This is a genomic window from Flavipsychrobacter stenotrophus, from assembly GCF_002954265.1.
Lineage (GTDB): Bacteria > Bacteroidota > Bacteroidia > Chitinophagales > Chitinophagaceae > Flavipsychrobacter > Flavipsychrobacter stenotrophus.
Genome location: NZ_PPSL01000006.1, coordinates 26,009 through 51,684, shown reverse-complemented (window position 1 = coordinate 51,684; position 25,676 = coordinate 26,009). Strand labels below are relative to the sequence as shown.

The following is a 25,676-nucleotide window of genomic DNA, read 5'->3' as shown; positions in this document are numbered from 1 at the left end:
AACTAGTAATCCCGAGCCTCAAACACGTTGTAAGTTGGTGAAGAGTACTTCTGGTTAGTGGTATCTAAATGTCCCAGGATGTTGCCTTAGTCATTTTGATGAGACCATCAATTGGGAAAACTATTTATTAAAGGTAAATTTAAAATATATTCATATGAAGTCTGTTTTACTGTTTATTTTTTGTTTGGTAACCCTCAATTTTTCCGGTTATTCGCAATGCAGTACCACATTTGCTACCACAAGTGACTGCACTTATGATCCCATTAATACATTTTCTATGGGAGGTGTGGCATCAGTTGGAAATAATAATAGCAATACTTGCAATTCAAATGGTTATTACACATTTTCTACACCTGTAAGGACACTTGCTATAGGGTCTACTGTAACCTGGTCTGCCACTGTAGGTAATGCGGAATATCGGGATGGCGTAGGAATCTGGATTGATTTAAACAATAATGGTTTTTATGAATCGTCAGAATATATCGATTCTTCTGCTCGTAATTATACCCATAGCCGAAGCTTCGTTATGCCAGGTGGCATTACCGGGGTGCAGTTGAGCATGCGTGTAAGAAGTGCTTATGAATCTGAAATAAGAGCTTCACAGGCTTGCACAAACGGCATTGGTGGAGGGTATGGCGAAACGGAGAATTATTTTGTTATTCTCACCAATGGGGCTACCTCTCTGTCGGCAACAACTAGTCAAACAAATCTTAGTTGTAATGCAGTATGTGCCGGCTCTGCTTCCGTTACTGTCTCAGGTGGTACCGCGCCATACGCATACTCCTGGAGCCCATCTGGTGGCACAAGCGCCACTGCAACGGGTTTGTGTGCGGGATCATATACGTGTACCATCACTGATGGAGCCAGCGCAACGCTGACCAAGACCTTTACTATTACTCAGCCACCGGTGTTGACCTCCTCCGTTACTGCACAAAGCAATGTGACTACTGCAGGTGGCAGCGATGGCAGTGCAACTATTGCTGCAATTGGTGGTACGCCGGGCTATACCTATTTATGGGCACCAAGCGGTGGCACTGCGGCAAGCATTAGCGGTAAAACTGCAGGTTCATATACCTGCACAATTACTGATGCTAATAGCTGCACGCTCGTTCAGACCGTGACGCTTACCCAACCCGCGGCACCACCCGCTAATTGCGGCATTATCAGCACTATAGCGGGCAATGGTACCGCGGCATATACCGGCGATGGTAGTCTAGCTACCGCAGCTACTTTAAATACACCAACAGACGTGGTTAAAGACGCGGCAGGCAACATATACGTATCAGACAAGGACAATAATGTGATCCGTAAAATAAGCACCACCGGGGTGATTACCACTTTTGCCGGAACTGGCAGTGCCGGACACAGTGGTGACGGTGGCCCCGCTACCGCTGCTACATTGCGCAATCCCACTTACATGGCAATGGATGGCAGTGGCAATTTGTTTGTTTGTGACTTCACCGGTGGCGGCTTCACATTTGGTGGTTACATCCGCAAGATCAACAGCAGTGGTGTTATAAGTACTATAGCTGGAAATCTATCTGGTTCTTCTTTTAGTACTAACGGCACTCCAGCAACCTCAGCGAATTTTTTTGGTATATCAGGTATATGTGTTGATGGCAGTGGTAACATATATTTCTCACATGAAGATTTCTCATCCAGTCGCATCCTTAAAATTGATAATGGTGGCGCTCTCCACCTCATTGCCGGCTCAGGCGGCCTAACTGGCGATGGACAACCGGCTACCTCAACCTACTTATATAATATAAATGGCATTGCAATAGATGGAAGTGGGAATATGTTTTTTTGCGACGCAAATCGAGTAGGCAAAATAAATGCAGCCGGTCTGCTTTTCACTATTGCGGGTAGTGTCTCTTCTCCAGGACATACGGGCGATGGTGGAGCCGCGAACGCGGCTACATTAAATGATCCGAGGGATGTTGCGGTTGACGGCAGCGGTAATGTGTACATTGCTGAATATGGTAGTTCATGTATTCGTAAAATAAATAGTAGCGGGGTGATCAGCACTTTTGCAGGTACTACTGTGGCTGGTTATAGCGGCGATGGCGGTGCTCCCGCTGCGGCTAAACTGACTGCCCCAACCGGTATATCAATTGACGCGGGTGGTAGTTTGTACATTGCCGATGCTTCGATCAATCGTGTCCGGGTAGTAGGTGGATGTAATGTGGTAACCAATGTGGCGCCAGCCTATACGCTAAGCGCACCGCAATCGCTTACGGTTTGCAAGAATAACGCGGCTGGCGACATAAAATCGCTGCTTCATGTAAATGATGCGGACGCAGGGCAGACAGAAACGTGGACACAGCAGAGCGCACCCGCGCATGGTACACTTGTGTTTACATCGGCCACAGCGTCTTCAGGCTCAACAAATATTACCCCCGGTGGTACAATAACTTACCAGCCAACAACAGGATATAGCGGTAGCGACGCGTTTACGGTAAGAGTGAGTGATGGCACAGCAACTGCGGATATGGTGGTGAATGTGACGGTTACGGCTGTTACTACATCGGTATTTTCTCAAACCAACATCGCTTGCAATGGCGGCAGCACGGGTGACGCAACCATAGCAGCATCGGGCGGGTCAGCACCATATACTTATTCATGGGCACCAGGTAGCGCTACCGCTGCCACTGCACCAGGGCTCAGCGCCGGAACATATACTGTGACTGTGAGTGACGCAAATCTTTGCGCTGCCATACAAACTGTAACGTTAACACAACCTTCGGGCATTACATCAAGTGTTTCACCACAGACCAATGTAGACTGTAATGGCAATAATAATGGTGCTGCAACAGTAATTGCATCGGGTGTGTCGGGTACACTCAGTTATTCATGGGCACCAACAGGCGGAACCCTTGCCACGGCAACGGGCCTTACCGCGGGCACTTATACCTGCACTATTACGGATGGCAATGCATGCACGCATGACCAATTAGTTACAATAACCCAGCCTGCGGCCCTTATAGCAACAATGACGGCAACAACCAATGTAAGCTGCAATGGCGGCAGCAATGGTGCAGCCACAGTAACGGCGAGCGGTGGTACTTCTTCATATACTTATTCATGGGCGCCAACTGGTGGCGCTGCTGCAACAGCTACCGGACTTGTTCCAGGTACTTATACGGTATCAGTAACTGATGCCAACCTGTGCGCCACAACACAAACCGTAACCATAACGCAACCGGTGGTGCTTACAGCAAGCATCAGCGCGACAACCAATGTTAGCTGCAACGGCGGCAGCAATGGGCGTGCATCAGTAACTGTAGGTGGTGGCACACCGTCATACAACTATTCATGGGCCCCGAGCGGTGGCACTGCCGCTACCGCTCTTGCCGCGGGTAGTTACACGGTTACTATCACAGATGCTAATAGTTGTACACAAACAGCAACCACGACGATCACAGAACCAACAGCGCTAACAGCCAGCATTACAGCAACTACCAATGCAAGCTGCAACGGCGGCAACAACGGAACTGCGACAGTAACTGCAAGTGGAGGAACAGGAGTGCTCAATTATTCATGGCTGCCAGTCGAAATTTCAACAGCGACGGCAACTGATCTTACGGCAGGATCTTACACGGTAACAGTTATGGATGCTAATCTCTGCGCTGTAATAAAGACAGCTACGATCATAGAACCAACTACTATCACTTCATCAGTGACCGCGCAGACCAATGTAGATTGTAACGGTAATGCTACGGGTGCTGCGGCTGTAACTGCAAGCGGAGGTACAGGAACATTGACTTATTCATGGGCACCAACAGGTGGCACATTTGCTACTGCTACCGGTCTTACCGCTGGTGCTTATACATGTACCATAACAGATGATAATCTGTGTGAGCATAGCCAGACGGTTACTATCACACAGCCTACTGTACTTACCTCAACTATCAGCACACAGACCAATGTTACCTGCCATGGCGGTAACAACGGTGCCGCAACGGTATTGCCAACAGGCGGCACTGCGCCTTATACGTATTCATAGTCGCCAATAGGTGGCACAGGGGCAACGGGTACAGGGTTTAGCGTAGGTTCATATACCTGCACTGTTACTGATAACCACGGTTGTATCCACGACCAGCCAGTTGCCATAACAGAGCCTGTTCTACCTGTTGCGTCGATCAGTGGCACAACAGCTATCTGTAAAGATGACAGCGCAGATGTGATCATCAACGGCCCTGCCGGAACGTCTGTGTCTTACACTATTAATGGTGGATCACCACTAAATGCACTGATGAATGCTAATGGCGCTGACACTATCAATAGTGGCGCACTTATAGCAACAGCAACATATGCATTGGTAGATATTACAGAAGGTACCTGCACTTACCCATCAACCGGTAATGCAGTGGTCACTGTAAAGCCTTTCCCTACAGTTGACGCAACTACAGATCAATCTGTATGTAACGGAGCTGCAACTACACCGGTAATATTTACAGGAGCTGTATCAGGTACATTATTTACATGGACCAATGACAATATAACAACAGGTATTCCTGCTACAGCTTCAGACAGTATCACTTCGCTTACGCTGACCAATGGTACTACCGACAGAGTATTCTCGACAGTAATCGTTATTCCTTCAGTAGGCGGTTGCGTAGGTATCAGCGATACATTTGTAATAGCGAGCAATCCTACACCTGTGCTTTCAAGTGCACTCACTCCGTCACCTGTATGTAACAATACCTTGTTTAGCTACACGCCAACAAGTACTACTGCTACTACAACATTCGCATGGAGCAGGGCAGCAATAGCGGGCATCAGCAACACAGCTAGCAATGGTAGTGGCGATCCTAACGAAACATTGACCAACACAACGTCAGATCCTATAGTGGTTACCTATGTGTATACATTGACAGCCAACAGCTGCACCAACACACAGAATGTAACTGTAACAGTTCAGCCAACACCAATGCTGAGCAGTACTTTGACCCCAACTGCTATCTGTAACAATACCACGTTCAACTACACGCCAACAAGTGCTACAACCGGGACAGCGTTTAACTGGAGCCGTGCTATAGTAGCTGGCATCAGCAATACAATAGGAGCTGGAACAAACGACCCTAATGAAGTGTTGACCAATACTACAACAGCGCCTATTGTTGTTACTTATGTATACACGCTTACAGCCAACAGCTGCAATAACACGGAGAGTGTGACGGTTACAATTAATCCAACACCTACTGTCAATAGCGTTGCCAACCAAACAGTATGTAATACACAGTCTGTGGCCGCTGTCAATTTCGGAGGGACGGTAAGTGGTACTACCTATACATGGACGAACAACAATAGTACAATTGGACTTGCATCTTCAGGTACAGGTGATATTGCCACATTTGCAGGTATGAATACTGGCAACAATATTGATACTGCAATCATTTCGGTATTGCCTACAGCTAATGGGTGCGATGGCCCGACAGGTAATTTCCTGATCATTGTTAATCCAACTCCGCACGCAAATGCCATCAGCGACCAACAGTTGTGTAATGGTTTTGCAACTACAACAGTTGTGTTTGGCAGCAATGTGGTGGGATCTTCTTATAACTTTACCAATGATAATTCGCTGATAGGCCTGGCATTATTTGGCAGCACACCATCTATACCTTCGTTCCCGGCTACGAACACCAGTATCAGTACGCTGGTTTCAACGGTTGTTGTTACGCCAACCGCAAACGGCTGTACAGGTGTTGCTGATACGTTCACCTATACTGTTACCCCAACGCCAACAGTAAATGCAGTGAGCAGCCAGGTATTGTGCAATACAGATACTACTACTGCCGTTAACTTTACAGGTGCGGTAGCCGCTACAGTCTACGACTGGAGCAACAGCAATTCAGGTATTGGTCTTGTATCAACCGGTGCCGGCGATATTGCTTCATTTACGTCGGTAAATACAAGCAGCATTTTCGATACGGCTACCATTACGGTAACTCCCGCGATCGGTACTTGTACCGGTAGCACGCAGAGCCTTACAATAGTTGTAAAGCCGACTCCAAATGTTGATCCTGTAACAAGTCAGGTATTGTGTAATAATACGGTTACAACCGGTGTCATATTTACCGGACTTGTATCGGGAACAGCTAATAACTGGACCAATACCAATACTACGATAGGACTTGCTGCCAGTGGTATAGGAAACATCTCCGCGTTTGGCGCAACCAACACAACAGTAGCCACTATTACAGCCAATGTAATGGTGACACCATCGGCCAATGGTTGTGTGGGTGTACCGCAGAGCTTTAGTTTCACAGTTAATCCAACACCAAAGCTGACATCTTCATTGAGTGGAACTGTTTGTAGCGGAGCACCATTTAACTATACACCAGCGTGCGCTACAACGGGTACTACATTTGCCTGGACACGTGCTGCTACAGGAGGCCTAAGTAATGCAGCAGGTACCTCATCAGGTTCGGCCGGTATAATCAACGAGGTGTTGAACAACATTACATTAGCACCGAAACTGGTTACTTATCACTACATACTTAGTGCGAATGCCTGCGCAAACAATCAGAATCTATTGGTTACAGTAAATCCGGCACCGGCACCCCCAGTGATAGCTACTATGCCTACGTCTTCATTATGCAGGGATGCCAGGTATCAAAACTTTGGTGCGGCAACAAATGCACCCGATACAGTACAATATACATGGAGCGCAACAGGTGCAACGGTATTTGCACAGGGAGCCGGACATAAAAATGCGATAGTGAATTTCCCTAATGCAGGTATTGCAAATGTGATCCTGACGGCCAATGCAACAGGTTTCGTGTGTAATACCAGTGATACGTTTAAAGTAACAGTAAGCGGTGCATCGGCAATCAATCCTGAGATATACTATGTACACGACCATTTTATTTGTATTGACAATACGGTGGATAGCTACCAGTGGGGATTTGACGATGCTTCATCGTTGGATTCAACGATCTATTCAGGGCAGGTAGATCAGAATTTCTATCAGCCATCTCCTGACTTTACAAATAAAAAGTACTGGGTAATGACTACAAAGGGTGGTTGCGGGTCGAAGACCTATTACAATGCACCAACCGGTGTAATAACGGTAGGTATAGCTGATGAAGCTTCTGTAAATGTATTCCCTAACCCAACATCGGATAATGCAGTAGTAGAAGTGAGTGGCCTGAATGATGGCACTAACACTGTTGAGCTGACTGATATTACCGGTAAGGTCATAGCCACTGAAGTGCTTGTAGAGGGGAAGACGGTTCTTAATGTAAATAGGCTTGCATCCGGTATCTACGTCGTGTCGTGCTTTCATAATGGGGTGAAAGTTGGCACAACAAAGTTGGTGAGGAATTGATATTAGCATGTATTGAATAAATGATAAGCATATTCATCCATGGTAGGGGTAACCCTTATTTTTTGCCTGAAATTTTGAAATGCCGGATAAAGGGAAAACCTTTACCCAGAGCAAAAAATAATAATAGTTAGCTATAAAGGATCTATTCGAAAGGCGGATTTTCAGAGAATAGTATGTGAACAAAGGGTTTCCGATTCTTCGGAGACCCTTTTTTTGATGCCTGGTTAATTATGGTTAAACTTCTTTAAGTTCGGCATTGTGTAGTTTACTTTTGGCCGCACACTTTGTAATAACTATGCACAGATTCTCTGTTCTTCTTTGTTTGCTTTTCTGTATTGTGTTCAGATCTGTAGCCGACGGTGCCATCATATCTGGTAAGGTGATGGAGCAGGATAAGGCTTTATCGTCGGTCTCGGTTTTTCTGCTCAATGCCGCAGATTCATCGTGGGTAAAAACCGAGCTCACCGATGATAAAGGGCAGTATACGTTTTCAGATGTGACTATTGGTAATTATTTGCTGAGTATTTCCCTGGTGGGTTATGGGGCTGTAATGCAGGAATTAGTGGTTAAAGATGCAGCAACTTATACAACTGATATCTTGCTACATAAAAGTAACGGCACCCTTGCAGAAGCTACCGTTAGCGCCAGGCGGCCTTTCATAGAAATGGTATTGGGTAAACTGGTGGTGAATGTAGAAGGCTCTTCATCGGCCATTGGTAATAATGCATTGGAATTGCTGCGGCGCCTGCCGGGGCTGAGCGTGGATCAGGCGGGCAACATATCTATGCATGGCAAGCAGGGGGTATTGGTATTGATCAACGACCGGCCTACTTACCTGAGCGGCGATCAGCTGGCCGAATACCTGAAGAGCATGAGTGCGGCTGAGATTGCCCAGCTTGAACTGGTAACACAGCCCGGAGCTAAATACGATGCCGCAGGTAATGTGGGTGTCATCAATTTAAAGCTGAAGAAGAATAAAAAGCTGGGGGTGAGTGGGAATGCGTCGCTAACGCTTGGTCAAGGTGTTTATAGCAATGAGCACGGCAGCCTGATGCTGAACTATAAGAAGAACAAGCTGAATCTCTCATTAAACGCTACAGATGTACATGCCACCGGCTTTGCCGACTTTACAGATAATCAATACTTCATCGATGCTGTAACTGGCAATGTGCAGGCGAGCAGTTTTATACATAGTACTCCCAAAGAGAAATTCTCTATAACTACACTAAGGTTGTCTGCAGACTATGATCTCACTGAAAAGACAACGATAGGCATAAGTGCCAGAGGAGCCTATCACCCCAATGACATGACCAGTCATGTGTTTGCAACACGTTACGATAACCTGACCAATACGATAAGCTACAATGATATCCTTAATCCGGATGGTTTTATTCGCAAAGATGTGACCACAAATGCTTACCTGTCGCATAAATTCAGCGGCGCAAGCAGCCTGGATGTTAACCTGGATTACCTGACCTATGGAAACGACTACCGGCAGGATTTCACCAATGCAACACTCAATGACCAGATGAAGGCATCGTCACCCGCATTGATGCTGAAAAGTAAACAACAGTCGATCATCAACGTGGTAAGTGCGAAAGTAGATTATACCTATGCTTTTAAGAATGGTATAAGGCTGGAAGCAGGTGCCAAGAGTAGCCTGGTGAAAACTGATAATGATGCGGGGTTCAGTTTGTTGCAGAACAATAATTGGGTAAATGACACCAGCCGCAGCAACAGGTTTGTGTATAAAGAGAACATCAATGCTGTTTATGCAGCAGCAGCTAAAGATATGAATGATAAATGGAACGCCAGGGTAGGGCTGAGAGCAGAGCAAACCATTGCAGATGGTTTGCAGCATGTACATTCCGACCATTTTTCAAGAAACTATCTATCATTGTTCCCCACGGCATTTATTGGCTACAAGGCAGATAGTAATAACCAGTTTGAGCTGAACTATGGCAGGCGAATAGACAGACCGGGATATAAGTTGCTCAATCCGTTTATCTACTATTCGTTCCAATATAACTATACAGCAGGCAACCCTTACCTGCAGCCGCAGTATACCAATAGTATAGAGCTGAAGCATAGCTATAAGAATATGATCATTACCGCACTGAGCCTGGCGCAGACCAAAGATGTGATGAGTGAGGTAGTCCTGGCAGATAATGCCACCCGCATCATATACGGCACCAACAAAAATATAGGGGAGAACCGCATGGCCGACCTGAGCATTGCCTTCAATAAAGATGTGACCAAATGGTGGTCGCTAAACCTGACCGCCGATGGGTATTATCTCTACTACTCAGGCATGGTAGCCAATAACAATATAGTGAATGATGGCGTAGGCTGGAATACGAGTATGTTCTCGCAATTCGATTTGGGTAAGGGATGGAGAGCGGAGGCGCAGGTCTACTATACATCAAAATATGTGAGTTCGGTTATGGGTACCAGTGGCGATTACATTTATACTTCTGCGGGTGTATCTAAGCGAATAGGCGACCACATCAACATAAAAGCATCACTTGAAGATCCGTTCTACCTGTCTAAATTCACGAGCCATAACGTGCTCAATAACTTCCGCTCCGATTCCCGCACCCGCATTGCCAGCCAGATGGCCTACCTGTCATTCACCTACAACTTCGGTAATGGCCAGGCCCGCCAACATAATAATGCGCTGGAGGAGAAGGGGAGGATGAAGGTGGATTGATGCTAAATGCTAACCCCTACGGCAATATATTAATAGGCGACCCTAGCATAACATGCTCATATAGTTCATCAACTTCCTGGTTGGTTACGGCTATGCAGCCCCAGGTCCAGTCTACGCCCACAAAGTCGGCGGCCTGTTTGTCGTAGCCGTTCAGTATGCCGTGTATCATCACATCTCCGCCTGTGTCTTTGCCTTGTGCACGGGCATATTTGCGGTCGCGTTCGTTGGGGTAGGAGATGGCCAGCGATTTGTGGGCCATGCTGTATGGATTGCGCCTGGTAATGTAATAAACGCCTTCAGGTGTTTTGCGGTCGTTCTTAAAGTGTTTGGCACCTACCGGTTGTTCGCCCAATGATATGTTATATACCTTCAGCAGTTTGCCACTATTAAATACATAAATGTGGCGGAATCTCTTTACGACCACTATGCTATCAACGTCGGTCTTTAGTGTAGTTTCATGAAAACGCGTGCGGGTGGTGGAATCCGTTTTGTCGGGTGTTTTGCCGGTACATGCCATAGATGCAATAGACACCATTGCTGTTGCCAACAGCAAAATCAATGACAGCCTTCGGGAAATGTAGACCTTACCCATAACAAAAATGTACTTATAAATATAAGATACAGATCCGCGAATTTTCCATAAGCCGGTGAACTTTTTGTTTTTTATAACTGTATTTGCAATTATCCTTCAGCGTGTAAACATTTATTAGCGACCTTTGACACCTATATTACAATCATTACATGCGAGAAAACAGCTTCCTTTATTATGTAACAACTGTGTTGCGACTGGCCTTGTATCCGTTCACCCTTATATATGGGTCATTGGTATGGCTGCGCAACAGGCTCTATGATATTAAGTTCTTCAATTCTATCAGTTTCAGTGTACCTGTCATTACTGTAGGTAACTTATCTACCGGTGGTACCGGTAAAACACCACATGTAGAATACCTGTTGGATCTGCTGCAGTATCAATATACTGTTGCTACCATGAGTCGCGGGTACAAGCGCTATACCAAGGGTTTTATTATTGCCGATGAGAAAGCCAATGCCCTGCGCATTGGTGATGAACCTATGCAGTACTTCATGAAGTACCCCGACGCGGTAGTGTGTGTGGCCGAAGAAAGACTTACCGGGATACCTGCATTACTACAGCGCCGGCCGGGCATAGATGTGATACTGCTGGATGATGCCTATCAGCACCGCTCGGTAAAGGCGGGCTTGAACATTCTGATCACTGATTACTCCCGCCCGTTTTATAAAGACCATATCCTTCCCTTTGGCAATCTGCGTGAAAGTCGTGGCGCTTATAAGAGGGCGGAGGTAATAGTAGTTTCTAAGAGTCCGCTGAACATTACTACAGCGCAGGCCAGCGAGATAACCAAACATATAAACCCGCTACCACACCAGAGTGTGTTCTTTACCGGTATTCAATATGGTACCCCATTCAACTTCTTTACCCGCGAACCTGAAAACCTGGCGAACACGCATACAATATTGGTGTGTGGTATTGCAAGGCCGGAACCACTCATAAGTTACCTGAAGCAGGGTGTTGCTGATCTGCATTTGCTTAGCTACCCCGATCACCACTATTTTGTGACCACCGATATTGAGGAGATAATGGCGGCATACAAAAACTGGAATGTAGAGAACAAGGTAATAGTGACCACAGAAAAGGACGCTACGCGTCTGCACCTGCATTATGAAAAACTAGTAGAACTGGGAGTGAAAATAGTGGTAGTGCCCATAAAGGTGGTGGTACTATTGGGTAAGGGCGAAGAGCTGAACTACCTCGTGCATAAATATGTAGAGCGAACCATTACCGAAAACAGTGATGATTTCAACGGACCGATCGAGTATGTAGGGTTGGGCGGCGCATGACAAAGGTGTATTGCATAAGCGGTATGGGTTGCGATCACCGGGCCTTTAAACGGCTGAGCGTGGATGGCTATGAGTTTGTGCCATTGTCTTGGGTGTCGTATGATGATACGGATACACTGGAATCTTATGCAGGTAAGATGGCGGTTAATATTAAAGAGTCCAATCCCATTATTCTTGGTTTGTCCTTTGGTGGTATGCTGGCGGTGGAGATAGGTAAGTTGATAGATGTACGCCACATTATATTAATATCAAGCGCCAAGACAAAAGACGAACTACCCGAGCCGGGTAGGCTGGCAAGGTATATAGTAAAGAAAAGATTGATTCCTCCTTTTTGCTTCTCTATACCTAACAGGCTATTGATGGGGTTGAGAGGTATAGTGCCGTTGACCGAACGCATGAGTGAATTTAATGCGGTAAGTGGCCGGTTTATGCAATGGGCACTAAAGGTGGTGATGGAGTGGCAAAACACAACCTACCCCGAAAACATAAGTCACATACATGGTACATTGGATATTGTGATACCCGGTAGAAATGTAAAAGCGACTCACACTGTGAAGGGTGGTCAGCATCTGATGGTGTTTATTAATGCAGAAAAGGTAAATAAGATATTGGCGGGGATACTAGAGAATATAAAGTAATTTAGAGTTGTATGCTGTATCTATCATCCATAAAAACACCTTTAGGCATTATGCGCATGGGCGCATCTGATGAGGGTATCTGTTTGTTTGACTTTGAGTACCGACGAAGTATCGATACGATCATGAATCGGATAGAGAAACATATGGGTTGCAGTTTTACACCGGGTGAGCATCCGCATTTCGAGAAACTTAAACGGCAGGCGGGTGAGTACTTTACAGGTGAGCTCAAAGACTTTGATCTGCCATTGCATTTGGTGGGTAGTCCATTTCAGGTGAGTGTATGGAAATTGTTGATGCAGATACCTTATGCCGAAACTAGGTCTTATAAAAAGCAGTCGATTATGCTGGGCAATGAAAAAGCCATCCGTGCAGTGGCAGGCGCTAACGGCGAAAACGGCATTGCTATTATAGTGCCCTGCCACAGGGTGATAGGGGAGAACGGTAGCCTGGTAGGTTATGGAGGTGGACTACCTAAGAAACAATGGTTGCTCGACCACGAGCGGAAGCATTCTGGCAAGACCGGCCAGCTGGGTTTATTCTGAAATTTAATTTAACAATCCTTTAAAACTGGCACGCTTGTTGATACTATGAGGTGGAAGGCTAGCCACCAATGACATTTTTTTATTTATTCATTTAAACTTATCTTTGACTAAACTTTATTTATGAGAAAATCCAGAATATTATTCGCTTCGGCAATGGTAATGACGTGTTTGGGAACTGCTTATTTGCAGTCGTGCAGCAAAATTGCTAGCCTGGTTCAGTATGACCTAACCTTACAAACTGCATCAACCGAAATTGTATTACCGCCATCTTCAGATACAGTAGGTGCTGCTACCGGTTCGCAGGAAGTTCACTACAATGTCGATTCATTTATCAAAGCCAATACTGCTAATGTGTTGGGTATCGCCAATATTACCAGCGCAAAACTGACTTCATGCAAACTTACATTGCTGAACCCTACAACAGCCAACAACTTTGCTAATTTCAGGTCAGCATCGGGTTCGTTTTATTCAAACACCAATACTACTCCATACTCATTGTCTTTGAGTAACCCCGATACATATGGCACAGTGCTGGATATGCCTGTTGATCCTAATGTAGAATTGAAAGGCTATTTGAACGGAACTAACTTTACCTACACAGTAGGTGGCAGTCTGCGCCGTGCAACTTCCGATTCTATCCGGGTAAAAATAGATGTTCAATATTCTGTACACGTACAGGGGTAAGGATAATATATTAGATTACTAAAGGCTGTCGTAACCGACAGCCTTTTTTTATTTCCTTTTGGTTAAAACGGCTAGCGTTTCAATGCCGTTCGTGAACAAAATTGACCGTACGTGAGAAAAAGAGCTTTTTTGGAGCTGAGATGTTTTATTTTTACATTAACTATAAAACAAAAAGCTATGAAATTGAAATTTTTCCAAGTACTCGCAATACTATGCCTTTTATGTGCGAAGAGTAACCTTTTTGCACAATGTGTAAATTCGGCTTACTTCATATCTACCCGATATGCAATAGATACTACCTTTTATAAGTATGGTACAGACACCGGTTTGAGTACTTCAGGATATACCTATAACTGGGTATTTACAGATGGTACGGTTCTTTCAGGTCCTGTGGTCGAATACCCATTTGCGGTGTCTGGTGGGATGTTTAGCTTCACGCTTACCACAACAGATCCCGGCGGTTGTGCGAGCACTTTTTTATGGGAAGAAAACTATGCTCATTTTGTGTTCAAATGTAATTTTACTTCCGTGTGGGAAAGTTCTTTTTTTTCGTTTGGAGGACCAATAGTAATAATTGACCCTTTAAACATAAATACCACTACAGTAAGCGCGACCATTGCGCCAGAATTTTCCGTAGATAATTTACCGGACTTAACTGCGACAAAAATTGGCACAATTGATTGGGGAAACGGCACAACTACGACCAGAGAAGACTATTTTGAAGGGGTTTGGCTTTCTAATCCACCACACTATTTATACGGAGGAGAATATAATATTGCGGGCAGTATGACGATCAGGTTGGGTACTTTGATTTGTCCTTCTATGCCGTTGTCACAAATATCAGCCCGTTTGCCAGGCCCACTAGCTACGCCACTTATTTCAGGTGATACCACTTATTGTGTCGGTGATACATTGCGCCTTGTAGCATCAGATACTACTCTGCAATTCCATAATATGTTTCATAACGCTGATACTGCCGGTTCCGGAGACAGAGGGTATGTCGCTTTCGATGACGCTGATGATGCTTTTCACCCGTATGTACGTATGAGTCGCAGTCCTTACTCATTTGAATGGCTCGATCGTAATATGAATTTGCTGTCTACCGACACTGTGCTCATTATTAATGGCCTTTCATTGTCAGACAGCGGGGATTACATATTTCATATACATGAAAATGCTCTTTATGCGCGTGATTCCTTTTATCATGTACATATCAATGTGCAGCCAACTCCCGTTGCAGGTAATATTACAGGTCCGGCGGCGGTTTGCGTTGGTAGTACTGTCACATTAAGCAATGCTGTTGGGGGCGGTATTTGGTACAGTTCTTTCGGCGTAACGACAAGTGGAGGTGTAGTAACCGGTATTTCACCTGGTACGACGTTGGTAGTAAATTCGCACAGTAATAGTTGCGGCATGGCAAACGACACGTTTGCGATACTTGTAAATCCTCTCCCTCATGCGGGCGCGATATCCGGTGTTGGAACTGTTTGCGTTGGCTCAACCATCACGGTTTCGGCCGATTCTGCAGGCGGAACATGGAGCGTTGTAAATACCCATGCTTCTGTTTCTGCCGGTACAATCACAGGTTTGACAGCAGGTGCAGATACAATAATCTATACGGTTACAAACGGCTGTGGGTCAGACAATACAATACTTCCAGTCACTGTTAATCCGCTACCTGATGCCGGTAACATAACAGGCCCAACATCCGTTTGTGTAGGAAGTGCCATAACATTAAGCAATATGGCTACTGGCGGTATTTGGTATAGTTCATTTGGGGTAACGGTAATTGGTGGGGTGGTAACCGGCGTTATACCCGGTACGTCTATGATAGTTTACTCGCATACTAATAGTTGTGGTATGGCCAATGATACATTTGTAATAGCTGTAAATCCTCTGCCTTTTGCAGGCGATATTTCCGGAGTCACTACGCTATGTGTGGGTACAACACTGACGATCTCGACAGATTCAATCGGTGGCATTTGGGGTGTAACCAATAGCAGTGCATCGCTTGTTTCGGGGGCGGTGACAGGTGTGTTACCAGGTTTAGATACGATTACCTATAGTCTTACCAATGGTTGCGGAACAAGTACGTCTATACTCCCAATTATTGTTGATGCTGTGCCCGTAGTGGGTGTGATAACAGGGCCAGATACATTATGTGCATCCGCTACTGATACATTATTTGTTGGTTTGGCCGGAGGAATCTGGTCGAATACAACCGGGGTTATTACCGTATCTGCAGCAGGGGTAGTTGCTCCCGTATTTACCGGTGCTGACACAATAGTTTACATAGTAACTAACGCATGCGGTGCCGACACGGCTTATAAAATAATTGCAGGCTCAGAGCCGCCAATTGTTTTTTCAAGTTATGGTGTTGACACTTTGTGTGAGGGAATATCGGGTACATTTACAGTAACAGCAACGGGGCCAGGCACCTGGAGTAGTGGTAGTCCTTCTATTGCAACTGTTTCGTCTTCAGGACTAGTAACGGCCATAAGCGCAGGAGCTGTTCTTATTGGTTACATTGTCACTAATTCATGTGGGGTTGCTGTAGTTGATTTCATTTTATATGTAAAGTCTGCCGCCGACTGTCAGGCCGGTATTGCCGATAATATAGGAAATAAATCTATATCAATATTCCCCAATCCTAATTCAGGTTCTTTCATAGTCAATTTGCCTGTATCAACTACTGCGGTAATTACAGTCATGGATATCACAGGCAAGAAGATGGGAGAAATAACATCAGCTGCTAATGAGGTAAGTATACCCGTTTCCATCCCCGGCCTGCCATCTGGTGCTTACTTTGTAAAAGTGGTCGCAGGCGGTAAAACATATTATGATAAAGTAGTGATCTGGTAGTGAAGTATTTTTAGCAATTTCAAGAAAGCGTCCTGCTCTGAAAAGAGTGGGACGCTTTCTTTTTATTGCTGTCCCATTTTGTCTAATTTTGGGCTATGTGTTTGCTCATAACTAATATCAAGCAGCTCTGTCAGGTAGAGCTATCGTCAGAAAATAAGAAGAAGGTAAGTGGAAAGGATATGGCTGTTTTGCCATCTATAGACAATGCCTGGCTGCTGGTGGAAGGCGAACTGATACATAGTTTTGGAGAGATGGCGACCATGCCTGAAATGCAGGCTGATGAGATTATTGATGCTACCGGCAGGTTGGTGCTGCCCACCTGGTGCGATTCGCATACCCATCTGGTATTTGCTGCTCCCCGCGATGGTGAGTTTGTGAACAGGTTAAAGGGTGTAAGTTATGAAGAGATCGCCCGGCAGGGTGGGGGTATACTGAACTCGGCCCGCAAGCTCAATGAGATGAGTGAAAGTGAATTACACGACCAAAGCCTGGTAAGATTACATAATGTAATTGGGCAGGGTACCGGTGCAATAGAGATAAAGAGCGGCTATGGTTTGTGTGAAGAAGGGGAGCTGAAAATGCTGAGGGTCATCCGCAAGCTGAAAGAAAACAGCCCGGTTGCCATCAAGGCATCGTTCCTTGCGGCACATGCTTACCCGGTTGAATACAAAGAAAACAAGGAAGGTTATATAAAGCTGATCATTGAGAAGATGCTACCTCGGGTAGCCGGTGAAGGTCTGGCCGACTACATGGATATGTTTTGTGAGCAGGGTTTCTTTGGCGTACCGGAGTGCGAGCGGCTGATGGAAGCCGGTTGGAAATACGGATTGAAGCCAAAGATACATGCTAATCAGCTCCACTTTTCAGGTGGGGTACAGGCAGGAGTAAAGCACAAAGCGATCAGTGTAGATCACCTGGAATGTGTGGGTGACGAAGAAATTGCCTCGCTCATGGCAAGTGAAACAATGCCGACTTTGTTGCCTGGTGCTGCTTTCTTTTTGGGTATGCACTATCAGCCAGCCCGTAAAATTATTGATGCAGGACTTCCGGTATGTTTGGCAACAGATTATAATCCAGGGTCTTGTCCATCCGGAAATGTCCCATTATTGTTGTCTATATCCTGCACTCAGTTAAAGATGACACCCGAAGAAACGATAAATGCTGTGACCCTGAATGGTGCTGCGGCAATGGAACTGGAGGGCACTTATGGAACGATAAAGGCGGGCAAAGTAGCCAACCTCATCATTACTAAACCCATTCCGTCTTTGTCTTATATACCATATGATTATGGAAATGGTAATGTGGATAAGGTTGTGTTGAAAGGAAAGTGGGCTTAAATACCCAAACTTAATCAATACTAAACCTACATTCAATTAACTTTGCACCCTAAACCGGAATAATGAGCATAAGAGAAAGGCAGAGGATCATTATGGAGAAGGGTGCGGAGAACATCACCAAGTGGGTGGGGTCGGCTGCATCTGTTACGGCGCATACCATAATGTTCATTGTGGCATTTGCATTGCCTTTGCTGGAAATAGTGAGTTTTGAGCGAATGTTGCTGGTTTTGACCACTATTGTATCATTAGAGGCGATCTACTTATCTATATTTATTCAGATGTCTCTGAATATGAATAACCAGAATATAGAGATCATTCAGGGAGACATTGAAGAGTTGGGAACAGATATTGAGGAACTCGGTACGGACATTGAGGAACTGGGAGATGACATTGAAGAGATACAAAAAGATGTAGATGAGTTGGGTACCGACATTGAAGAGTTGGGAGAAGACCTGGAAGAAATAAGTGGCGATATCGAAGAGATACAGAAAGACGTAGATGAGTTAGGTACTGATATTGAGGAACTTGGAGAGGATATCGAAGAACTTGGTGAAGATATAGAAGAGATACAGAAAGATGTAGATGAGATACAAGAAGAGTTTGAGGAAGATGAAGAAGAAGAGATAGTGCCGAGTACGGGCAACAACAAGAACGAGAAAGAACTACTATTGTCTATACAGGCCACCCTGGCCTTGCTGCAGAAAGAGATTGAGCAATTGAAGGCCAGGTGATTTTCAATTGATGTAAGATGACGAACAATAAGCCGTTGAGTATTGCCATTTGTATTCTGATTAAATACTATATTTTTTTTGTATTTATCGCTATATGCAACAGATACAAAACGATGGTAATAGCAAATTCGAACGGGCTCGCCAGTCTGATGGGAAATACAGGATGGTACGTGTTATATATTTCCTTCGGTGCTTTTTTGTTATCGATAATTTTCTTTTTTCCTATTTTAATTACTCTTAGAATAAAGAACAGGAGGTATATTTTACTTGCTTTTGCCTTTTTGTTACCTATTGAATATTATACCTATACCAAGCTGTTTTCTCAAATAGACCCGATAAATGGCATCTATAACACGATAGTTAGTGTGGCATTTATATTCATATATATGATGCGCAGACTAAATTAGAAAACTTCACAGCATGGTTACGACTTCGCATAACTGTGAAAAGGTTTGTTATTTTGTAAATAGGTGAATCATTCTAGTCCTTACCACTCATTCTCATTCCTTGGGGAAAGCCTTACCCAGTACAAAGCCTCGGAATAACATCGTTCTTCCCCTAAAGTCTTTAGCGAAATAATTTATTCATGTTTTTTGTATTGTAATTCAGCAGTTTGCTGTTACAGGCGGTGTGTGCCACACCCGGTAGCGTGGTTTTTGCAACAAGTTGTGTATTGATCACAATAAATACAACAGATATGAAAAAGATATTGATAGCACTGGCAATGACAACACTTACTTATTGCAGTGTTGAAGCACAGACCAAGAAGGCAACTGAAAAATGTTCAACATCGGCAGATGGTAAGACTGTAACCTGCTGCAAGACAACCGCCAATCCGGCCTACAAGGGTACAGCTGTTGTCGCTAAAAAGGAAACAATGAATAAGACAACCACACAGACGAGCCGGTATCAGGTTTGTAAAGAACATGGTGGCTCTTACACCTGCTGTCAGTATAAAAAGACAACCAAGGTGACAAAGAAAGTTCCTGTTACAACACCTGCTGAAACTCCTGTCGCACAGGCAGTTAAATAATATCAACTAATCATCTTATTTACATTAAAACATACACAACCATGAAAAATATATTAATGACGCTTGTAATAACTGCTATGGCGTTTACCAGCGTACAAGCCCAGGAAAAGTGCGTTTGTAAGAAAACGGTAAAGCATACTGCAGCCAAACATAGAACATCTTCCATTCCGGCGTCTGCGGCTACGGTCTCAGCTACTGAGGCAGAAGCGTGCAGGCTGGTGCCAAAGGAAGTATGTAAAATTTCCGCAGATCGCAGGTCGGTGACCTGCTACAAGACCATTGATCTGGAAACCCTGGCACCATATGGTAACGAAGTAAAACACTATGGCAGCACTGGTCCCGTTCCGGGAAGTGCGAAGATGAAGTTTGGTGTACCCACATTGGTGATCAACGAAGAAGATCCGAATATGAATAAATGTGTTCGTGATTCTGCAACCGGCAAGGTAGTATGCTATATACAAAGACCCGGCATTCACATAACCAGAGACAAGAATGGCTATTACAGCTATAGCGATGCTCCGGCAACATCTAAGACAAATAATCGTAAAACGACCTATGTTACGCCACGTGTGGCCGCCGGTCGATAATATCTTTCACGAATATATACTAAAAATGCCCTGCATGTTGCAGGGCATTTTTAGTATATATTAAATTAACTACGATTTTTTATTTAATGCTTAACTTCCAATGAAATTCATAATTATATGAAATTCATTGGAATAGACGTCAATTTATTCTATTGCCCATTTCCAAAATTGCTAACGCAGCTTCTTTACAAACTGACGGAAAATCGTCGAGAAAAGGCAGATCATTCCCTCCTTCAATGTAATCAAACAGATTTTGTATAGGTACTCTCGATCCTTTTAAAACGGGGGGGCGCTCATTATTTCAGGGTCAATGCTCACGTGTCCGTACACCATTGTCTCTTTTTTAGATGATATAAAAATACGAAAAAGTTTAATTCAAATTAACCCCACTATCGCCTTTCAGTACTTTCCTCAGTTCTTCTGTCATTGCCTCTCCAAGTTCGGGCTGGCCATGAAAAGCGGCGGGAGTGTTCTGGAAGAGGGAGATCTGCCAACTATCGGCTGTTTTAAGAGCAATAAGCGTCTGTACGGCATTGAGTGCAGGACTAATATCTTCCTTGCCTGATGGCACCATGCCTACATCTGCCTTTAGCCACGCCACGCCTGCTGCCAGGTGGCGTATTTCTCTTACTATCGCTACATATGCAGCAGTAGGGTGGTGAGAGAATATATTATCTAAAGTAACATGCAGGTCGTCGCGGCCTATAAGCTGGCTACCATCAAATCCTATCAGATTGCCATCTTCGGCGAATAATTTAGCCATGGCGGTAGCATTGCGACTGTTCCAGGCATCCAGCCACGATTGATATAGGTTGATTATTGCTTCTGAGTTCTCGTGTATCATAAGGCCTGCAAGATAATAAATGTTTGGTTTGTGGTGGGGGATTAAGAGATTCACAGCATATCGGTTGGATGGTTGTTGGGTGAAAGGCTGGCAATGGCGACAGAGGAGCGAACGCGACTCAAAATTATACCAGTTGCCACGACCTTCAGGTCGTGGATAAATTGAAAAAACATAAGGCTTTAGCCGAAATCTGTAAGAACTCTTTTTTTCGGTGGTTGGGCAATTTCGGCTAAAGCCGTCTCATAATTGCACTTTTCTCCACGACCTGAAGGTCTTGGCAATTGATATAGTGCGCGTTGACATCGATTGATATATATGTTTAAAGTTATAACCGTGACCATGTTTGAAAGTGATGGTCTGGCTGTTTGAATTAAAAATGTTATATTTACCTAATATGCTGCACATTTCACATGATGAAATAATAAATTGATATTGATTTTGTTAGTATTTTGCAAATATTTTGGGGCAATTTAAAATTGTGGAATATTTTTTGATTAATTAGGCGGTATTTGTTACCTTTGTTTTCCTTTTTTCTTAGGAAACGTACGTGCACAAAACAATTTTGATAATTTTTTATTGATTTTATATTGCCTGTAAGACAAGCCTGGCTTGCCCTTACAGGATTTTTATTGTAAAAAAGGACTTTTATTTATACTATGGCTATACCGCAAAAAAAGACCGCAGCCGGAAGGCACAATTTTGCAAAGCTACATGACGTAGCTGCATCTCCCGACCTGCTGGCCATCCAACTTCAGTCGTTTCAAGACTTCTTCCAGCTTGAAACAACGCCTGATAAGAGAGATAATGAGGGTTTATTCCGGGTGTTCAAGGAAAATTTTCCTATCACCGACACACGAAACATCTTCGTGCTGGAATTCCTCGATTATTTCATTGATCCTCCCCGTTACACTATCGAAGAGTGTATGGAGCGTGGTCTTACTTACTCAGTGCCGCTGAAAGCTAAGTTGAAGCTGAGCTGTAACGATGAGGAGCACGTGGATTTTGAAACTATCGTACAGGATGTGTTCCTGGGAAATATCCCATACATGACCCCACGTGGTACTTTCGTTATCAATGGTGCTGAGCGTGTTGTAGTATCACAGTTGCATCGTTCTCCGGGCGTATTCTTCGGTCAGAGCGTTCACCCTAACGGTACCAAGATCTATAGTGCACGTGTTATCCCGTTCAAGGGTGCATGGATGGAGTTTGCTACAGACATCAACAATGTGATGTACGCTTACATCGATCGTAAGAAGAAGTTCCCTGTAACTACTTTGTTGCGTGCTATCGGTTACGAAACAGATAAGGACATCCTGGAACTTTTCGGCATGGCTGATGAGGTGAAGGGTGACAGAAAAACATTGGATGCGAATCTTAACCGTCGTCTTGCAGCACGCGTACTCCGCAGCTGGACTGAAGACTTCGTAGATGAGGACACCGGTGAAGTTGTTACCATTGAGCGTAATGAAGTGGTGCTTGACCGCGACAGCGTACTTGATGAGGACAATGCCAATATGATCATTGAAATGGGTATCAAGACCGTGTTCCTGCAGAAGGAAGAAGTAAGCGGTGATTACTCTATCATATATAATACATTGAATAAGGATACTTCTAACTCTGAGTTGGAAGCTGTTCAGCATATCTACCGCCAGCTCCGTGGCTCTGACGCTCCGGATGACGAAACAGCACGTGGTATCATTGAAAAATTGTTCTTCAGTGATAAGCGTTATGATCTGGGTGAAGTAGGCCGTTACAAGATCAACCGTAAACTGGGTATCGATATCAACCTGAATACGAAAGTATTGAGCAAGGAAGATATCATATCTATCATCAAGTACCTTGTACGTCTCACCAATGGTAAGGCAGAAATAGATGATATTGACCACTTGAGCAATCGTCGTGTACGTACAGTAGGTGAGCAGTTATTCGCTCAGTTTGGTGTAGGTCTGGCACGTATGGCGCGTACTATCCGCGAGCGTATGAACGTTCGTGACAATGAAGTATTTACGCCGATAGATCTGATCAACGCACGTACTTTATCATCAGTTATCAATTCATTCTTCGGTACATCGCAGCTATCACAGTTCCTCGATCAGACCAATCCGTTGTCAGAGATCACGCACAAGCGTCGTATCTCGGCGCTCGGACCCGGCGGTTTGAGTAGAGAGCGTGCAGGCTTTGAAGTTCGTGACGTACACTATAGCCACTACGGCCGTTTGTGTACCATCGAAACACCGGAAGGTCCGAACATTGGTTTGATCTCTACACTTTGTGTACATGCGCAGATCAACCCGATGGGTTTCATTGAAACACCTTACCGTAAAGTAAAAGAAGGCAGGGTAGACCTGAAGAGCTATAAGTACCTGAGTGCTGAAGAGGAAGATCTTGCTAAGATCGCCCAGGCCAACGTACCTATGGATGATAAGGGTAACTTCACAGAAGACAAGATCAAATCTCGTCAGACAGGTGACTTCCCTATCCTTGAGCCACAGGAAGTGGAGTACATGGACGTGGCGCCAAACCAGATCGTTGGTTTGAGTGCTTCCCTGATTCCGTTCCTTGAGCATGATGATGCCAACCGTGCATTGATGGGTTCGAACATGCAACGTCAGGCAGTTCCGTTGATCAGGCCGCAGGTACCTATCGTAGGTACTGGTCTTGAGGCAAAGGCTGCACGCGATGCACGTATCCAGATACATGCTGAAGGTGATGGTGTTGTTGAGTATGTAGATGCAGTGAACATATACGTTCGTTACGATCGTGGTGAGAAAGAGCGCCTTGTTTCTTTCGAAGATGACCTGAAGGTATATACACTTACAAAATATAAGAAGACCAACCAAAGTACAAGTATCACACTTCGTCCGGCAGTACGCAAGGGCCAGAAGGTAAAGAAGGGCGACTTCCTTACTGAAGGTTATGCAACACAGGATGGTGAGCTGGCACTGGGTCGTAACCTGAAGGTGGCATTCATGCCTTGGAAGGGTTACAACTTTGAGGATGCGATCGTGATCAATGAAAAGGTGGTTAGGGATGACTGGTTCACTTCAGTACATATCGACGAGTACGAACTTGAAGTTCGTGATACTAAGTTGGGTGAAGAAGAGTTGACACCAGATATACCAAACGTATCTGAAGAAGCTACTAAGGATCTTGATGAGCATGGTATCATCCGTATAGGTGCCCATGTTAAGGAAGGCGATATCCTTATCGGTAAGATTACTCCTAAGGGCGAAACTGACCCGACTCCTGAAGAAAAGCTTTTGCGCGCTATCTTCGGTGACAAGGCAGGTGATGCTAAAGATGCGTCTCTGAAAGCACCAAGTGGTACAGAAGGTATCGTTGTGAGCAAGCAGTTGTTCCAGCGTGCTAAGAAAGATAAGAACTCTAAGGTTCGTGAAAAGGCGTCTATCGAAAAGATCGACAAAACTCACGAAAAGAATAAAGAAGAGCTGAAGAACTTCCTGTTGGAGAAACTGATGATCCTGTTGAAAGACAAGAATTCTCAGGGTGTTACCAACAACTTTGGTGAAACAGTATTGAGCAAGGGTGGTAAGTTCAACACCAAAACTTTAGGTTCACTTGACTATGCGAATGTAAATCCGCTGGGTTGGTCTGGAGATGCTGAAGTAGATGGTTTGATCAACCAGTTGCTGCACAACTACAACATCAAGTACAACGAAGAAATAGGCCGTTACAAGCGTGAAAAATTCAACCTGAGCATTGGTGATGAGTTGCCTGCAGGTGTGTTGAAACTAGCTAAGGTATATCTTGCCAGCAAGCGTAAGCTGAAGGTGGGTGATAAAATGGCGGGTCGTCACGGTAACAAGGGTATTGTGGCTCGTATCGTTCGTGAGGAAGATATGCCATTCCTGGAAGACGGAACTCCGGTTGACGTTGTTCTGAATCCACTGGGTGTACCTTCTCGTATGAACTTGGGTCAGATCTATGAAACGATCTTAGGATGGGCCGGTGAAAAGCTGGGTATCAAGTTTGCTACCCCGATATTCGATGGTGCTTCCGTAAGTGAGATCGAAAATCTGGTTAATCAGGCGGGTTTACCTGACTTTGGTCATACATACTTGTTCGATGGTGAAACAGGTGAGCGTTTCCACCAGAAGGCTACCGTAGGTATCATCTATATCATTAAACTGCATCACATGGTTGATGACAAGATGCACGCCCGTTCTATCGGACCGTACAGCTTGATCACACAGCAGCCATTGGGTGGTAAGGCGCAGTTCGGTGGACAGCGTTTCGGTGAAATGGAGGTTTGGGCTCTTGAGGCATATGGTGCATCCAGCATCCTGCAGGAGTTGCTTACACTGAAATCGGATGATATTGTTGGTCGTGCGAAAACTTACGAAGCAATTGTGAAGGGTGACAATATACCTAAGGCAGGTATACCGGAATCATTCAATGTATTGGTGAATGAGTTGAGAGGTTTAGGTTTGGAATTAAAGTTCGAGTAAATGAATTATAGTGCAGGAGATGTGATGG

At 44.7% G+C, this 25,676-nt stretch carries 16 protein-coding genes; 13 read left to right on the top strand and 3 right to left on the bottom strand.

What is annotated here, in order from left to right:
- The first annotated feature begins 154 nt into the window (after window positions 1-154).
- A complete protein-coding gene (locus CJD36_RS18630) occupies window positions 155-4,006 on the top strand; it encodes an NHL domain-containing protein (RefSeq protein WP_105040716.1) in 3,852 nt (1,283 codons plus the stop codon).
- On the opposite strand, the gene CJD36_RS23325 is transcribed toward CJD36_RS18630, so the two are convergent.
- Window positions 3,991-4,152 (bottom strand): hypothetical protein, encoded by a 162-nt coding sequence (locus tag CJD36_RS23325; RefSeq protein ID WP_161499377.1) that lies wholly within the window; start codon window positions 4,150-4,152, stop codon window positions 3,991-3,993. The two genes, CJD36_RS18630 and CJD36_RS23325, sit on opposite strands and share 16 nt — an antisense overlap.
- Before the next feature lie 31 nt (window positions 4,153-4,183).
- Between CJD36_RS23325 and CJD36_RS18620 the strand changes: the two genes are divergently transcribed.
- Together CJD36_RS18620 and CJD36_RS18615 are read left to right on the top strand one after the other, a co-directional pair.
- Window positions 4,184-7,333 carry a PKD-like domain-containing protein gene (locus CJD36_RS18620; RefSeq protein ID WP_105040714.1) on the top strand — a complete coding sequence of 1,050 codons (3,150 nt, stop codon included), beginning with the start codon at window positions 4,184-4,186 and terminating at the stop codon, window positions 7,331-7,333.
- Between the two features lie 295 nt (window positions 7,334-7,628).
- Window positions 7,629-10,043, top strand: a complete 2,415-nt coding sequence (locus CJD36_RS18615; RefSeq protein WP_105040713.1) for an outer membrane beta-barrel family protein — start codon at window positions 7,629-7,631, stop codon at window positions 10,041-10,043.
- A 16-nt stretch (window positions 10,044-10,059) separates the two neighbouring features.
- On the opposite strand, the gene CJD36_RS18610 is transcribed toward CJD36_RS18615, so the two are convergent.
- Window positions 10,060-10,635 (bottom strand): L,D-transpeptidase family protein, encoded by a 576-nt coding sequence (locus CJD36_RS18610; protein ID WP_105040712.1) that lies wholly within the window; start codon window positions 10,633-10,635, stop codon window positions 10,060-10,062.
- A gap of 149 nt (window positions 10,636-10,784) precedes the next feature.
- On the opposite strand from CJD36_RS18610, the gene lpxK reads away from it, so the two are divergent.
- From lpxK to CJD36_RS18560, 9 genes are all read left to right on the top strand, one after another.
- On the top strand, window positions 10,785-11,921 hold the full coding sequence (gene lpxK, locus CJD36_RS18605; protein ID WP_105040711.1) for a tetraacyldisaccharide 4'-kinase: 1,137 nt from the start codon (window positions 10,785-10,787) through the stop codon (window positions 11,919-11,921).
- Window positions 11,918-12,559: an alpha/beta hydrolase gene (locus CJD36_RS18600; RefSeq protein ID WP_105040710.1), complete on the top strand. Its 642-nt coding sequence runs from the start codon at window positions 11,918-11,920 to the stop codon at window positions 12,557-12,559. Before lpxK ends, CJD36_RS18600 begins: the two co-directional genes overlap by 4 nt.
- A gap of 11 nt (window positions 12,560-12,570) precedes the next feature.
- Entirely contained in the window at window positions 12,571-13,101 is a 531-nt protein-coding gene (locus CJD36_RS18595; protein WP_105040709.1) for a methylated-DNA--[protein]-cysteine S-methyltransferase, read from the top strand.
- A gap of 120 nt (window positions 13,102-13,221) precedes the next feature.
- Window positions 13,222-13,785 (top strand): hypothetical protein, encoded by a 564-nt coding sequence (locus CJD36_RS18590; protein WP_133162707.1) that lies wholly within the window; start codon window positions 13,222-13,224, stop codon window positions 13,783-13,785.
- 177 nt (window positions 13,786-13,962) lie between these two features.
- Entirely contained in the window at window positions 13,963-16,647 is a 2,685-nt protein-coding gene (locus tag CJD36_RS18585; protein ID WP_105040707.1) for a T9SS type A sorting domain-containing protein, read from the top strand.
- A gap of 95 nt (window positions 16,648-16,742) precedes the next feature.
- A complete protein-coding gene (gene hutI / locus CJD36_RS18580) occupies window positions 16,743-17,984 on the top strand; it encodes an imidazolonepropionase (protein ID WP_105040706.1) in 1,242 nt (413 codons plus the stop codon).
- Window positions 17,985-18,046: 62 nt separating this feature from the next.
- Window positions 18,047-18,715 (top strand): hypothetical protein, encoded by a 669-nt coding sequence (locus CJD36_RS18575; protein WP_105040705.1) that lies wholly within the window; start codon window positions 18,047-18,049, stop codon window positions 18,713-18,715.
- Window positions 18,716-19,412: 697 nt separating this feature from the next.
- On the top strand, window positions 19,413-19,748 hold the full coding sequence (locus CJD36_RS18565) for a hypothetical protein (RefSeq protein WP_133162706.1): 336 nt from the start codon (window positions 19,413-19,415) through the stop codon (window positions 19,746-19,748).
- Window positions 19,749-19,789: 41 nt separating this feature from the next.
- Window positions 19,790-20,335: a hypothetical protein gene (locus CJD36_RS18560; RefSeq protein WP_105040702.1), complete on the top strand. Its 546-nt coding sequence runs from the start codon at window positions 19,790-19,792 to the stop codon at window positions 20,333-20,335.
- 370 nt (window positions 20,336-20,705) lie between these two features.
- Here CJD36_RS18560 and CJD36_RS18550 read toward each other — a convergent pair whose 3' ends face one another.
- Entirely contained in the window at window positions 20,706-21,179 is a 474-nt protein-coding gene (locus CJD36_RS18550) for an SgcJ/EcaC family oxidoreductase (RefSeq protein ID WP_105040701.1), read from the bottom strand.
- A 656-nt stretch (window positions 21,180-21,835) separates the two neighbouring features.
- Here CJD36_RS18550 and rpoB point away from each other — a divergent pair.
- The gene (rpoB, locus tag CJD36_RS18545) at window positions 21,836-25,648 is read left to right on the top strand and encodes a DNA-directed RNA polymerase subunit beta (protein ID WP_105040700.1); all 3,813 of its coding nucleotides are present in this window, start codon (window positions 21,836-21,838) and stop codon (window positions 25,646-25,648) included.
- Window positions 25,649-25,676 lie beyond the last annotated feature (28 nt).

Coding starts and splice junctions, on each gene's coding strand:
- CJD36_RS18610 (WP_105040712.1), bottom strand. CDS start 10,635: ATGGGTAAGGTCTACATTTCCCGAAGGCTGTCATTGATTTTGCTGTTG.
- CJD36_RS18550 (WP_105040701.1), bottom strand. CDS start 21,179: ATGATACACGAGAACTCAGAAGCAATAATCAACCTATATCAATCGTGG.
- hutI (WP_105040706.1), top strand. CDS start 16,743: ATGTGTTTGCTCATAACTAATATCAAGCAGCTCTGTCAGGTAGAGCTA.
- rpoB (WP_105040700.1), top strand. CDS start 21,836: ATGGCTATACCGCAAAAAAAGACCGCAGCCGGAAGGCACAATTTTGCA.
- CJD36_RS18615 (WP_105040713.1), top strand. CDS start 7,629: ATGCACAGATTCTCTGTTCTTCTTTGTTTGCTTTTCTGTATTGTGTTC.
- CJD36_RS18560 (WP_105040702.1), top strand. CDS start 19,790: ATGAAAAATATATTAATGACGCTTGTAATAACTGCTATGGCGTTTACC.
- CJD36_RS18630 (WP_105040716.1), top strand. CDS start 155: ATGAAGTCTGTTTTACTGTTTATTTTTTGTTTGGTAACCCTCAATTTT.
- CJD36_RS18590 (WP_133162707.1), top strand. CDS start 13,222: ATGAGAAAATCCAGAATATTATTCGCTTCGGCAATGGTAATGACGTGT.
- CJD36_RS18575 (WP_105040705.1), top strand. CDS start 18,047: ATGAGCATAAGAGAAAGGCAGAGGATCATTATGGAGAAGGGTGCGGAG.
- CJD36_RS18600 (WP_105040710.1), top strand. CDS start 11,918: ATGACAAAGGTGTATTGCATAAGCGGTATGGGTTGCGATCACCGGGCC.
- CJD36_RS18585 (WP_105040707.1), top strand. CDS start 13,963: ATGAAATTGAAATTTTTCCAAGTACTCGCAATACTATGCCTTTTATGT.
- lpxK (WP_105040711.1), top strand. CDS start 10,785: ATGCGAGAAAACAGCTTCCTTTATTATGTAACAACTGTGTTGCGACTG.
- CJD36_RS18565 (WP_133162706.1), top strand. CDS start 19,413: ATGAAAAAGATATTGATAGCACTGGCAATGACAACACTTACTTATTGC.
- CJD36_RS18595 (WP_105040709.1), top strand. CDS start 12,571: ATGCTGTATCTATCATCCATAAAAACACCTTTAGGCATTATGCGCATG.